Source organism: Bacillus sp. YH3-2-B2, assembly GCF_053663335.1.
The window spans coordinates 536,571-549,373 of the sequence record NZ_JBSJQE010000003.1; the positions used below are offsets into that span (position 1 = coordinate 536,571).

The 12,803-nt window shown below is 45.8% G+C and carries 17 protein-coding genes; 3 read left to right on the forward strand and 14 right to left on the reverse strand.

The window, feature by feature from the left end; all coding sequences use genetic code 11:
• Window positions 1–10: 10 nt before the first annotated feature.
• The 3 genes from ACWJJX_RS12815 to ACWJJX_RS12825 form a co-directional block, all read right to left on the reverse strand.
• Window positions 11–2,362, reverse strand: coding sequence for a DNA internalization-related competence protein ComEC/Rec2 (locus ACWJJX_RS12815; protein WP_454023014.1), 2,352 nt, complete (start codon window positions 2,360–2,362; stop codon window positions 11–13).
• Complete coding sequence (locus ACWJJX_RS12820; RefSeq protein WP_003152868.1) at window positions 2,363–2,932, reverse strand: ComE operon protein 2; 570 nt, start codon at window positions 2,930–2,932, stop codon at window positions 2,363–2,365.
• Between the two features lie 66 nt (window positions 2,933–2,998).
• The gene (locus ACWJJX_RS12825; protein ID WP_013352942.1) at window positions 2,999–3,613 is read right to left on the reverse strand and encodes a helix-hairpin-helix domain-containing protein; all 615 of its coding nucleotides are present in this window, start codon (window positions 3,611–3,613) and stop codon (window positions 2,999–3,001) included.
• 57 nt (window positions 3,614–3,670) lie between these two features.
• On the opposite strand from ACWJJX_RS12825, the gene comER reads away from it, so the two are divergent.
• The gene (comER, locus tag ACWJJX_RS12830; protein WP_014305449.1) at window positions 3,671–4,492 is read left to right on the forward strand and encodes a late competence protein ComER; all 822 of its coding nucleotides are present in this window, start codon (window positions 3,671–3,673) and stop codon (window positions 4,490–4,492) included.
• 68 nt (window positions 4,493–4,560) lie between these two features.
• Here the strand turns inward: comER and ACWJJX_RS12835 are convergent, their stop codons facing one another.
• The 8 genes from ACWJJX_RS12835 to ACWJJX_RS12870 are packed head-to-tail and all read right to left on the reverse strand — an operon-like array spanning window position 4,561 to window position 9,566.
• On the reverse strand, window positions 4,561–5,298 hold the full coding sequence (locus tag ACWJJX_RS12835) for a class I SAM-dependent DNA methyltransferase (protein WP_013352944.1): 738 nt from the start codon (window positions 5,296–5,298) through the stop codon (window positions 4,561–4,563).
• Window positions 5,295–5,651 carry a ribosome silencing factor gene (gene rsfS, locus ACWJJX_RS12840; RefSeq protein WP_003152864.1) on the reverse strand — a complete coding sequence of 119 codons (357 nt, stop codon included), beginning with the start codon at window positions 5,649–5,651 and terminating at the stop codon, window positions 5,295–5,297. Before rsfS ends, ACWJJX_RS12835 begins: the two co-directional genes overlap by 4 nt.
• Before the next feature lie 17 nt (window positions 5,652–5,668).
• Entirely contained in the window at window positions 5,669–6,229 is a 561-nt protein-coding gene (yqeK, locus tag ACWJJX_RS12845; protein ID WP_032856887.1) for a bis(5'-nucleosyl)-tetraphosphatase (symmetrical) YqeK, read from the reverse strand.
• The gene (locus ACWJJX_RS12850) at window positions 6,219–6,788 is read right to left on the reverse strand and encodes a nicotinate-nucleotide adenylyltransferase (RefSeq protein WP_003152860.1); all 570 of its coding nucleotides are present in this window, start codon (window positions 6,786–6,788) and stop codon (window positions 6,219–6,221) included. The genes yqeK and ACWJJX_RS12850 overlap by 11 nt, the downstream gene beginning before the upstream one ends.
• Window positions 6,789–6,798: 10 nt before the next feature.
• Window positions 6,799–7,089 carry a ribosome assembly RNA-binding protein YhbY gene (yhbY, locus tag ACWJJX_RS12855; RefSeq protein WP_003152858.1) on the reverse strand — a complete coding sequence of 97 codons (291 nt, stop codon included), beginning with the start codon at window positions 7,087–7,089 and terminating at the stop codon, window positions 6,799–6,801.
• Entirely contained in the window at window positions 7,083–7,925 is an 843-nt protein-coding gene (gene aroE / locus ACWJJX_RS12860; RefSeq protein WP_454023015.1) for a shikimate dehydrogenase, read from the reverse strand. The genes yhbY and aroE overlap by 7 nt, the downstream gene beginning before the upstream one ends.
• Window positions 7,926–7,944: 19 nt before the next feature.
• On the reverse strand, window positions 7,945–9,045 hold the full coding sequence (gene yqeH / locus ACWJJX_RS12865; protein WP_454023016.1) for a ribosome biogenesis GTPase YqeH: 1,101 nt from the start codon (window positions 9,043–9,045) through the stop codon (window positions 7,945–7,947).
• A gap of 2 nt (window positions 9,046–9,047) precedes the next feature.
• Window positions 9,048–9,566, reverse strand: coding sequence for a YqeG family HAD IIIA-type phosphatase (locus tag ACWJJX_RS12870; RefSeq protein WP_007408254.1), 519 nt, complete (start codon window positions 9,564–9,566; stop codon window positions 9,048–9,050).
• A 357-nt stretch (window positions 9,567–9,923) separates the two neighbouring features.
• On the opposite strand from ACWJJX_RS12870, the gene sda reads away from it, so the two are divergent.
• Window positions 9,924–10,064: a sporulation histidine kinase inhibitor Sda gene (sda, locus tag ACWJJX_RS12875; protein WP_003152850.1), complete on the forward strand. Its 141-nt coding sequence runs from the start codon at window positions 9,924–9,926 to the stop codon at window positions 10,062–10,064.
• Window positions 10,065–10,196: 132 nt separating this feature from the next.
• Here the strand turns inward: sda and ACWJJX_RS12880 are convergent, their stop codons facing one another.
• From ACWJJX_RS12880 to ACWJJX_RS12890, 3 genes are all read right to left on the reverse strand, one after another.
• Window positions 10,197–10,331, reverse strand: coding sequence for a hypothetical protein (locus ACWJJX_RS12880; RefSeq protein WP_003152848.1), 135 nt, complete (start codon window positions 10,329–10,331; stop codon window positions 10,197–10,199).
• Between the two features lie 74 nt (window positions 10,332–10,405).
• Window positions 10,406–11,137: an SGNH/GDSL hydrolase family protein gene (locus ACWJJX_RS12885; protein WP_025649828.1), complete on the reverse strand. Its 732-nt coding sequence runs from the start codon at window positions 11,135–11,137 to the stop codon at window positions 10,406–10,408.
• A gap of 69 nt (window positions 11,138–11,206) precedes the next feature.
• Entirely contained in the window at window positions 11,207–11,941 is a 735-nt protein-coding gene (locus ACWJJX_RS12890; protein WP_454023017.1) for a polysaccharide deacetylase family protein, read from the reverse strand.
• 232 nt (window positions 11,942–12,173) lie between these two features.
• On the opposite strand from ACWJJX_RS12890, the gene ACWJJX_RS12895 reads away from it, so the two are divergent.
• Window positions 12,174–12,800, forward strand: a complete 627-nt coding sequence (locus ACWJJX_RS12895) for a TVP38/TMEM64 family protein (protein ID WP_454023018.1) — start codon at window positions 12,174–12,176, stop codon at window positions 12,798–12,800.
• Window positions 12,801–12,803 lie beyond the last annotated feature (3 nt).

The window sequence follows — 12,803 nt, forward strand, 5'->3', positions numbered from 1 at the left end:
CGGGCTGCTGTCAATCGGCAGTCTTTTTTACTTCTTGCGCCCTGGTTTCTTCTATATCATATGGAGGGAAGACGGAAAACGTTCCGGCGCCTTTTTCAAATCTGTATTGAATCGTTCCGCTGATATCGGTGCGAAGCACATTGACAGAGTACGCCTTCAAACGATCCAGCACTTCTTCATGCGGATGATGGTATCGATTCTCTTTTCCTGCTGAAATCAGCGCTGCTTCCGGCTGAAGCTGTTTCAAAAAGGCTTCACTCGTTGAGCTTTTGCTGCCGTGATGACCCGCCTTCAATATATCAGCCTTCAGTTTCGGATACGTTTTCAGCACTTCTGTTTCGCCGTCCGATTCTAAATCTCCCGTCAAAAGCCAGCTCACTCCGCCTAAAACCGTCCAAAGCACCAGTGATGAATCATTTTTACTCTTTCCGTCAGATGACTCCGGAGACAGCACCTGAAACTGAAGATCACCCGCTGTAATGGTGTCGCCCCGCTTTGCTTCGGCAACGGGAATGTTGTTTTCTTTCGCCATATTTAATATGTTCTGATCCTTCGGTTCTTTTACGAATCCCACGGGGACAATTAACCGTTTGACTCTATGATTTTTGATTAACACTCCGGCTTCCCCGATGTGATCCTGATCCGCATGGGTTAAAATCAGCGCATCCAGCTTTTTCACCCCTTTTCCGTTTAAAAACGGAATCAAAACCTTCTCGCCGATAGAATACGGGTGGCGTTTTTCTTTCCATGATTCTCCGTGATAAGCAATCACTCCCCCTGTATCAACCATTACGGTCCCTTTGCGGTGCGGCGCGCTTATAAACAGCGAGTCTCCCTGCCCGATATCAAGCATATCCGCTTCTCCCCATGGACTGAAATACGGACGGCATATTAAATAAGCCAAAACCGCGCAGAAAAAAAGAGCCGATTTCCTGAGTTTTAAAAAACCTCCCTTTTCCAAAGCCGCAAAAAGCGTAAAAACGGAAACCGCAAGCAGAAGAAGAGAAAGAAAGTCAGGCTTTGACACAATCATAGTAAATAAATCAACGGATGCCGCATATGTAATGAAATCATGCACAGGCTTCATCACAAGGTCAAACATATCAAACAAACATTCTCCCACCTGCCTTGAAAGCAAAAGAAGAAGGAAACCGATGACAGAAACCGGAATGACAAATAACGTATAAAATGGCACCATCACCATGTTCATCGGAAAACTGACAAGTGAAATTTGCTGAAAATGATAGAGAAGAAACGGAAGTGAGCTGAGCTCTGCAATGAATGAAGCCATCGCAAGCCCGGCAAGTCTGCTTTTCCCTGCTTTCTTTAAAATGGAGGATGACAGAATTAAAGAGGCGCTTACCGCAAAGGAAAGCTGGAAGCCCGCCTGCCAAAGGAGGTAAGGATTAAACAGCAGGAGCAGCAGATAAGACAGAGACAATGCAGCAGAGGAATGAATGCCGCGTTTAAAAAGAGTTCCGGCGATATAAAATCCCAGCATGAGGGATGCGCGCAATACGGATGGGGCGGCACCGCTCAGCAGCGTATACACCGGTAAAAACAGCAGCAGCAACATCCCCGCCTTTTCTCTTGTCAGCCCGATTCTGATCAGAGCATAAAATAGTCCCGCCGTAATAAGACCGACATGCATTCCGGAAATCGCCATTAAATGAACGACTCCCAAATTTTGATATGCACTCAGTATATCGTCCTCTATAGAAAATCTTTCACCTAAGGTCAGCGCTTCAACAATTCCGGCGGAAGATTCAGGCACGTGATTCCGAATGATTGAAATCAAATTTTTTCTGATGCTCAGCAGTTTAAACAGCGGCTGTTTGGATTTTTCACACTGCTGAATAGAAGTCACGGTAAATAACCAGTGAATCTGCTGAGAGTAAAGATATTCCTTATAATCAAAACCCCCGGGAATCGTCGCATGTGCAGGCTGTTCCAGAGAGCCTGTAAACGTGCAGCGCATCCCCGGTTCAAGCTGTTCAATGCGTCTCTTTTCTTCAAGAGACCGGATTTTGTACGAAGCCGCCCATTTTTCCTTGTCATGTGTACGGATAACGGCTGACATTTTCGCTCCGTCAACCTTCGGAATATTAGTGATGACGGCCTGTTCAGTATAACTGCCGGCCTGATACCGCGTTACATTCGCAGCGTCACAAACCGTATAAAGAAAGAAATAAACACAAAAAGAAACGAGGCAGACAACAACCGGAGCAGGCTGCTTTGTTTTTATCATAATAAAGAGAAGATACAGAAGAAAAAGGAGCAGAACCCAGAAGACATGAGCGGCGGCAATTCCCGCAGTTGCAGAAACCGCCGCCAGAGGCAGAAGAAGGTATTTATATTTCATTTATACGTAACTGGTAAACAGCTCATTGGCCTGTTCATGAATTTTTTTCAGTTCATCTGCCTTAACTCCCGCATCAGATAATTGCTGAATCAGACCTGCGACAAAAGACAATTTTTCGCGGTTTTTCAGATCGATGATCATTTCATCAAGTTCGACCTGCTCCACCTTGACTCCGGCTTGGCTGAACAGCTCTTTTGCATAAGGCTGTGTTTTGTAATCTTCGGCATAATAGACCGTTTTGATGCCTGCCTGGATAATTGATTTGCAGCATTGAATACAAGGATAATGCGTCACATAAATTTCGGCGCCCTCCGTCGGAACACCGAACTTAGAACATTGCAGAATCGCATTCATCTCTGCATGTATGGTCCTCTGGCAATGATTATCTATTAAAAGGCATCCTTCATCAGCGCAATGGACGCCGCCGGCGATTGAGCCGTTGTATCCGCCGGCAATCATCCGCTTATCTCTGACTACGGTTGCCCCGACTGACAGTCTCGGACATGTGCTTCTCAGCGCCAGCAAATGGCTTTGCGCCATAAAATATTGATTCCATGAGATTCGTTCCACAAGTGTTCCCTCCAAAAAGTCTTGTTGCTTTTCTAAGTTTACATAGATTTAAGCAGAACCGTCAATTCACTTTACCGTAATGGAAGTTTTTATCCGCTCAAATGACTTTTCTCCAAAGCCTGATACATTCATCAAATCTTCAGCAGTCTGAAACCGTCCGTTTTCTTCTCGGTAGGCGATAATGGCTTCCGCTTTTTTCTGCCCCACCCCGGAAATCGCCTGAAGTTCGTCCAAAGATGCCGTATTGATATTGACAGCTGCATTCTCCTTTTCACCCGCTGCTGTTTTCGGGTGATTCTCTTCTTCGCCTTCACTCGGAATATAAACAATCGTCCCGTCCTGCAGCTGCTCTGCTAAATTAACATTCAATTCATCCGCCTTTTTCTTCAGGCCTCCGGCTTTTTCAATGGCTTGCGTCACTCTGTCTCCCGCTTTCATTTCATACACGCCGGGATTTCGGACCGCACCTTTCACATCAATCATAATCTTATCGTCTGCGGTGTCTTTTTTGTCCGCGACGGATGCCGAGGCTGTTTGGCCGAGCACGGACTGCTGTTTGACCGGCTCTTCCTTTTCAGAACGAAACAGCCAAATACAGATAAAAACCGCCCCTGCCGCAAGACAAGCGCCCAGAATTTTCAGGTTCCGCCGCAGCCGCTCCGTCATCATCGCTTTCGTCATATTGCATTGCCTCCCCGCATAAGGTTTAGAGGATTAAGGGAAAAGGAGGGGAATTCATTGAAAATAGGCTTTATCGGCACCGGAAACATGGGAACGATCCTGATTGAATCGTTTATCGAATCAAACGCTGCCGATCCCTCACATATCACCATCACAAACAGAACAATCGAAAAAGCATTAAAACTAAAAGAACGTTTCAGCGGCATCCATGTCACCGAGGATCAGGAAAAGCTCGTACAGGATAATGAAATAATATTCATTTGTGTAAAACCGCTGGATATATATCCTTTGCTGAAAAAACTCACACCGCATTTACGGAAAGATCACATTTTAATCTCCATTACCAGCCCCGTTCAGACGGATCAGATTGAACATACGGTTCCGTGTCAGACGGCCCGCGTCATTCCGAGCATTACGAACCGCGCCTTGGCCGGCGTCTCGCTTGTTACGTTCGGCAAAAGCTGCAGCGAGTCTGCAAAAGCGGATATTCAAACGCTGTTCACTCATATTTCAAAACCTGTGGAAATCAGCAGCGGCATTACAAGAGCGGCGTCAGACATTGTCAGCTGCGGGCCCGCTTTTATGAGTTATCTCGTTCAGCGCTTTATTGACGCGGCAGTGGAAGAAACGGACATCACCAAAGAAGAAGCCGTGATTATGTCGACAGAAATGCTTGTCGGTCTCGGAAAGCTTCTTGAAACGGGGCATTACACGCTTCCCGCCTTGCAGGAAAAAGTATGCGTAAAAGGCGGCGTCACCGGAGAAGGACTGAAGGCTCTCGAAAGCGGTGTTCAGGATATGTTCAATCGTGTCTTTCAGCGTACACATGACAAATACGATGAAGATATATCGTTAGTGAAGAAGCAATTTCACGTGTAACTGAGTATGCCATAAAGAGCTTTATCGCGCCAATCGCAAAAAATGCATTTTAAAAACCATCGTTCCGTTTAAACGATGGTTTTTGGTTTGCCTGCCGTAAAGAAAAGACGTTCAGACTCTGTTGAAGGAGGACGGTCTGTAAAATCAGCCGTCACCTTCTTCAGTTCAAATCCGGTCTCTGCAAGCATTTGTTTATATTCTTCAATGTAAAATGTTTTTTGCTCATGCGTCTCGTCATAGCGGTCATAAGATTGTCCGTTCCATACGAAAAAGGACATATCATGGATGACAGAAAGCTCTTCATCGCCGGCAAAGCTTTGCCAGATATAGCTGATCTGCTCATCCTGATCCGCATGGGTGCTGTCCGGAAAAAGCTCCGTCATTTTATACGGGGAATGGACGTCAAACAGAAGCAGGCCGCCCTCCTTCAAAACTTGAAAAACACTTTTGAAGGTGCTTAAGACATCATTTTTCGTTTTTAAGTAATTTAGGGAATCACAGCAGATGACTACGGCATCAAACTGTTCTTCAAAACCGGAAAGCTTTCTCATATCCTGCTGGAGAAAAAGAATCGGCTTTCCCGTTTTTTTCTGCTGGGCACAGCTCAGCATATCTTCACTCAAATCAATCCCCGTGACTTCGCAGCCTTTTTCAGCAAGCCTGATGGATATTTCTCCGGTTCCGCAGGCAAGATCAAGCACCCTTCCCTTTTCCGGAAGAGACGCTTCGATCCAGCCCGCCCATTCATCATACGGCGCATGTGACATTAACTCGTCATATACACCGGCGAAGCCTTGGTAAATCATGAGTTCAAGCCGAGTTCAAGCTCTGCGAGCGGCGCGTCGCCCCATAGCTTTTCAAGATTATAGTAGCTTCTTTCATCTTTATGGAAAACGTGGACAATGACGTCGCCGAGATCAACTAAAACCCAGCGGGCCTCATCAAACCCTTCCATCTTTTTGACATCAATGCCGTTTTCTTCTGCCTGATCTTTAATTTCACGCGCAATGGCCTGAACCTGTTTATCAGAATTCCCGTGGCAGATTAAAAAGTAATCCGCTACAAGTGAGATTCCTTCCATGTCCAGCGCTAAAATATCTTCTGCACGTTTATCGTCGCATGCTTTTGCCGCGATTTTTAATACGGAAGCTTGATTCATTTTCCATATTCCTCCTGTCATTTTTGAGACACCAGCCAGTTATAGGTTGCAAACGTCTCCGGAAAGACCGGCTGGTTTTTTTTCATCAGAAATATCATTGTATTTTTCATCGCTTGTATGAGCGCTTCGTTCAGATCTGTTTCCGCCAGACGGCGCACCTCTTCCACTCCGGGAAAATGGCGGCCGGGTTCAATGTAATCCGCAACGTAGATGACTTTGTCTAAAAGGGTCATTCCGGGACGCCCTGACGTGTGATAGCGGATTGCATCCAAGATCTCAGGATCAGTGATCCCCGCTTCTTTCTCAGCCAAATACGCTCCCACAGGGGCATGCCACAGCTCGGCATTGTAATCCAAGAGCTCAGCCGGCATTTTTTCCCGCACGATGATCTGCTTCATTTCTTCTTTCGGCCGGAATTTTGCATAATCATGAAAAATAGCCGCCATTTCCGCTTTTTTCGGATCTGCTCCGAACCGGCCTGCGAGAATAACCGCCGTATCTGTCACGCCGATTGTGTGGATGTAGCGATGCTCGGTCAGCTGTTCTTTGACGCAGGCAAGTGCTTCCTCACGATTCATATAAATCATTCTCCTCTATATACTGCCTCACTTTATCCGGCATTAAGTATTGCGTCGGCTTTTTTGCTTTGAGACGTTCTCTCAGCATCGTTGACGAAACGTCAAATTCCGGAACGTCGGCAAAAAGCAGCGGGTACGGGGTCTCAATATGATACCCCGGGCGCCGCACTCCGATAAATTGAATGAGCGTGAGCAGTTCGTCCAGTTTGTACCATTTCGGCAGATATTCAATCATATCCGCCCCGATAATAAAGAAAAGCTTGTCGTTCGGGTGCCGCTCCTTCAGTAAACGGACGGTATCATAGGTATAAGAAGGGCCTTTCCGGTCCATTTCCGCAAGCTCAAGCTTAAAGAAGGAATTAGAGCTGATGGCAAGCTTCAGCATCTCCACCCGGTGCCGGCTGTCTGTAAAGTCTTCATTCTGCTTATGCGGCGGGATTTTATTGGGCATAAACCAAATCTCATCGAGCTCCGCCTGATGAAGGACTTCATTAGCCATCAGAAGATGTCCGTTGTGCGGAGGGTCAAATGTGCCCCCGAATATTCCGATTTTCTTCATGTCAACCACCTTACGGAAGCTCGATTTGTTTATTTTCCTTTGATTCCTTATACAATACGATCGTATTTCCGATCGTCTGCACCAATTGTGAGCGGCTGCCTTTCACAAGCGCTTCTGCGACATCGTTTTTATCGTCTTCGCAGTTTTGAAGCACGCTGACTTTAATCAGCTCTCTTGCTTCTAAAGCCTCGGCAATCTGTTTCACCATGTTTTCGTTGACTCCGCCTTTTCCCACTTGAAAAATAGGCGTTAAATGATGCGCTTTTGAACGCAAAAACCGTTTTTGTTTTCCTGTTAACATTGTGTTCCTCCTAGTTTTCCTTCAACAATTGCTCTCATTAAGCCGCTGTCAGGCTCTTGTTCCGTCCACAGCTTGAAAGACAGTGCAGCCTGTTCCACAAACATGCCGACACCGTCAAGGGTTGTTAAACCTCTTTTTTCAGCTTCTTTTAAGAACGCCGTTTGAATCGGGTTGTATACGATATCACAAACGATGGCGCCCGTTTTGGCCCGTTCCAATGAGAGCGGCACGGCATCCGTTTTCGGATACATGCCGACAGATGTTGTATGAATGATGACGTCATATTGTTCAAGCTGATTTTCAGCTTCTTTTAAAGTAAGGGCGCGTTTCTGCTGAAAAGAGGGAGCAGCCGCAATCAGACTTTCTGCTTTTTCCGGCGTGCGGTTGCAAACGTCAAATTGTTTCGGCTCTCTGCGGACGATCGTCGTAAAAATCGCTCTTGCCGCTCCTCCCGCCCCAATCATGAGGATGGAGAGCTCTGATATCGGTTTGTCCAATACTTTGACTAAGGATTTATAAAACCCATCTCCGTCAGTATTATACCCGATGAGCCTGTCTCCCTCTCTTTTGACGGTATTTACGGCCCCGAGTACTTTCGCGCTTTCATGTATTTCATCCAGATGCTCCATGATCGCGACTTTATGCGGAACTGTGACGTTCACTCCGCAGATGCCAAGCGCCTTGATTCCGTTAACGGCGTCCTTGAGATGACGAGGTTCCACCTGAAACGCAAAATACTGCCCGTTGATGTTCTTATCTTGCAAAGCTGCGTTATGAATATCGGGTGACATTGAATGCTCGATCGGATTTCCGATTACTCCGTACAATTGTTTCATGCTCCCTCTCCCCTTCTCTCTATATTAATGAACGGCGGACAAATACGTGTACGCCTTTCGGAGCGTATGCCGTTATTTTTTTATCTGCTTGCTGCACCGTGACCCAGCCGAGTCCGGAAAAAACGATATCCGTCTTTCCTTCTTTAATCGTAAACGTGTGGGCCGTAAGCTCCGGAAATTCATCCAAATGATCTTTTCCGGGCGGGGTAAGCAGTTCTCCCACATGCTTTTCGTATAAAGCATCAGCATTTTCAAGCTTTGTTCTGTGAATCATCAATTCATTCGGCATATAGCAGACAAACGCCGTTTTATCGCCTGATACATAGTCAAACCGGGCAAGCCCGCCGAAATAAAGCGTTTGTTTTTCATTCAGCTGAAAAGTGCGCGGCTTCAGTTCTTTTTTCGGTGTCAGCACCTTTAAGTCACGCTTGTCCACGTAATGCGCCATCTGGTGATGGTTAATGATTCCCGGCGTATCATAAAGCGCAGATCCGTCATCAAGCGGGATTTCAATCGCATCAAGCGTCGTGCCCGGAAATTGAGAGGTGGTAATAATATTCTCTTCCCCTGAGACCTCTTTAATAATCCGGTTGATAAATGTGGATTTGCCGACATTGGTACAGCCCACCACATACACATCCCGCCCTTCACGGTAATGTTCAATGGCGTCAATGACTTCCTTCATCCCTTGTCCGCGGGAAGCGCTGATTAAAAAGACATCAAGGGGTTTTAAGCCGTATTCTTTCGCTTCGCGTTTCATCCATTGGACGAGCCGTTCCCGCTTTACGGATTTCGGCAGGATATCGGCCTTATTACCGACAAGAATGATCGGATTACCGCCGACAAAGCGGTTCAGCCCGTTTATCCAGCTTCCGTTAAAATCAAAAATATCAACGACTTTGACAATTAGAGAGTCAGTATCGCCGATTGTGTGCAAAATATTTAAAAAGTCATCATCCGTTAATGAAACATCTTGAATTTCATTGTAATTTTTCAGTCTGAAGCAGCGCTGGCAGATGACATTCTCTTTTGTGAGTGATGCCTTTGGCGCGTATCCGAGACCTTGTTTATCCTCGGTCTGGATCGTTACTCCGCAGCCGATGCAAACAACCTTTTCCATTCCTAATCCTCCCACTGAATATGGCCTTTACGTTTCAAAGAACTCAATATTCTCCGTTCAATCCGGCGGTTAAAGCGCGTCATGACTCCGTCAGAGGAAGCGACAGGCACGACGAGGATCGTATGATACCCGTTTCTGTTTCCGCCGAGAACATCAGTAAGCAGCTGATCGCCGATGACCACACAGTCTTCTTTTTTCAGATCCATGCTGCTGACGGCTCTTTTAAAGGCGCGCCCCATCGGTTTTCTTGCCTTATAAATAAACGGTATGCCAAGCGGCTCCGAGAATAATTTCACTCTTCGTTCATTATTATTGGAGACGATCGTGACTTTAATGCCGTGCTCCTTCATTTCTTCAAACCACTCGATTAATCGAGGTGTCGCACTCGGTCTGTCCCACTCCACAAGCGTGTTGTCAAGGTCTGTAATAATCCCTTTCACATTGCGTTCCTTGAGCTTTTCCGGTGTGATATGAAATATATTTTTCACAAATTCGTCAGGTAAAAAAAACTTTTTTAACAAAACCCGCACCCTTCCTTTTCTTTCTATCATCTATATGTCGAAACCTGTCAGATTTAAAAACAAAGTCGGACTCAGTAAAAAAATTTCGACAAAAATTGGGTTTCTTCACCAGTTGTGGATAAAATTACACACATTATCCACTCTTATTACATCCGGATTTATCCAGATTATAAACAAGATACTAACAAGTTATCCACTTACAAGTGTGGATAACAGAACGATTGTTCTTATTTGTATTTCATGGTAGATTAAAGATAACCTCACCATGATTGAAACGCAACCTTCCATCATATGCTTGCGTCTGATGATTGATTACAATTGTAAGGAGGTGCCACTCCCATTAATTGGGTCCCCGGCATGAGAAAGCTTTCTGATGAATTACTAATAGAATCTTATTTCAAAGCCAATGAAATGAATTTGAGCCGTGAATTTATCGAGTTAATTGAAAACGAAATCAAAAGAAGATCGCTCGGACACATTATTTCCGTTTCTTCTTAAACAGAAAAAAATTCCCGGGCGAATTTCCTTTTTTTACTCAGATGACTGATATTATATCACTTCGGTTATGCGCATTACTACCACTTTCAACAAAAAACACCCCTAAAATAGAGGTGTTTAAGAGGACGGCTGCTATATATTGAACCAATACAGACCGCCCAGGACGAGAATGACGACGAGCAGCACAACAAAAAATGCGTACCAGTACCCCGCATTCACCCGAGGAGGCGGGCATACAGGATATTGCGGAGGGAAACCGCGGTTCATAGCAATCGCCTCCAAAAGATGTTTTTTCTACAGCCTATGAAGCAGAAGCAAAACGGTTTAGGCAGCTGACGGCGTCAGCGTTCCAAAACCCGCCCATTTTTTATGCCTTCAATTAAGATTCTGGCGCCTTTTGGCGTCATATGATTTCCGGAGGGATCTATCAGTCCGGATTGGATCAGCGCCCGGTCTGTATCTTTGCCGCCGTCCGCGCGTATAAAGTGTTTCCAGTTATCCACCAGCGGCACTTTCAACTCAGCTGCAACCTGCCTCGTAACGCCGTTATAGGAATTATGCCATTTTCTCGCGCCGCCTTTTTCTTTAAAGGCTGAGGCTTTATATCTCGAATAGTAATAGAGATGATGCGTTCCGTTTCCTTCTATAACCGGGATGCACGTCATTAAAATCGGCTTTATGCCGTGATTTCTGCTTTCGTTTATGAAATAAGTCAGGTTTTCTTTAAACCGTTTCTTTGATACTCGCGGCTGATCTCCCGTCAAAATGCCCGCATCATTTGTTCCGAACATGATAAATAAATATTGGGGCTTACGCTCCAGCACATCGCTTTGAAAGCGCAGGCGCGCATCCTCAGTCGTCTGGCCGCCTATTCCCGCATTTATAACCGTAAGACGGCCGCGTTCCGCTGTTTTTAAAATGTTTACCCACTGCTGCGCCTTCGGATAATCACGATAATCCCAGTTGGAACCGCGCGTATTGCTGTCGCCGAACGCGACAACACTTTTTTCTTTGCCCGCAGCGCATCCTGATAACAGACAGGTTATCGTAATAAAAAGAACAGCAAACTTCATTTTCTCTCCCTCCAAACCTTACCTCCTATGGTACACATCTCTTTGGCGGCTTTCAACGCGGCGCTCTCTTTACTGGATATGAAAAGGACCGGAATCCTGTCCGATCAAATCCGAAACCTTAACAAACGTGTAGCCCTGCTTTTTCAGCTGGGGAATGATTTCTTTCAAAGCCTCAACCGTCTGGCGCCGATTTCCTCCGCCGTCATGCAGAAGAACGATATCTCCATCTCTGGCATGTGAAACAACGTGCCTGACGATTTTTCCTTTTCCGGGCCTTTTCCAGTCCCTCGGATCTTGGTTCCATGACCACATGATGATATGATAGCCCTCTTTTAAGATGCTTTTGAAAGCCGTATGATTCAACGACCCTCCCGGCGGGCGGAATAACTTGTCCCCTTCCGGCTGCAGCGATCTGATATGATGCGCGGAGCTGTGAAGCTCTTGTAAAATTTCTTTGCGTTTTAAACGGTGAAAATAAACATGGTTCATCGTATGGTTGCCGATTTCATGTCCTTCTTCAACGATGCGTTTTGCCGTTATGGGGTATTTGTCTATACGGCTCCCGATACAAAAAAAGGTTGCTTTAACATTGTGCTGTTTCAGCACGTCTAACACAGCCTCCGTATAGACAGGATGGGGGCCGTCATCGAAGGTTAAAGATAGCTTCTTTTTTTCAGACCTTATATCCCAGTACACGTTTCCCGTCTTCTCCATGTCACTTCTTTTTAAAGATTTCGCATCGGCGGACACGGCAGTGAGACTCGTGAGGACGCATATCATGATGATCAGATGAAAGCATCTCAACGTTTACACCTCCAGTAAACACTACTGTTAACGTGTCCCCTTTTATAAAAAATCATTCTCTGCATCAAATGATGTACATCCCGCTTCCCGCTTGTTTTTGTCCAAATCCGGGTGCAGCCGTTTCTCATCAAACGGCAAATGCTGATAAACAAGTACGCTTATCGGACAGCTTATTTTAATAGAAGGAGATAGATTTGTGCTGTATACTAATTGAAAAGAGGTGAACGTACAGATGATAAAAAAGGGATTCAGTCTTGCCGTCATCATTGCTGTCGTGATGATCGGCTTTATGCAAAAAGACGTCTGGCTCAGCATGATTCGCGCGGGCGGCATGTACGCCGTGCTTATGAGTATCCTTCTGGTCGCAGCTGACGTATTTTTTCCGATCGTTCCATTCGCCATTATCGCGGCCTTAAACGGAGCGGTTTTCGGGATTTTAAACGGAGTGTGGATTACATTGTCAGGCGCGATGCTCGGAACAATGGCATTGTTTTTTCTCGTCCGGTACGGATTCAGAGACTGGGCCAGAAAAAAGCTGGTGGCTTACCCGGCCGCGGCTCAATATGAAGATTCATTTCATCAGCACGCGTTTACGGCGGTGCTTTTCGGGCGGCTGATTCCGATTATACCGTCGCTTGCCATGAATACCGTCTGCGGGCTGAGTAACATACGATGGCCGATCTTTTTTTCTGCGTCGGTGCTCGGCAAAATTCCGAACATTGTGATCGTGACCGTCGCAGGCGCTTCATTTACAAGCAACAAACTGCTGTCTTTCGGGATTTACGGAATGTATATGCTCGTCTTAATGGCGGTCATTTATAAGAAGTTTCCCGGTCTTTTAAAAACAACGAGAAAATGAAGC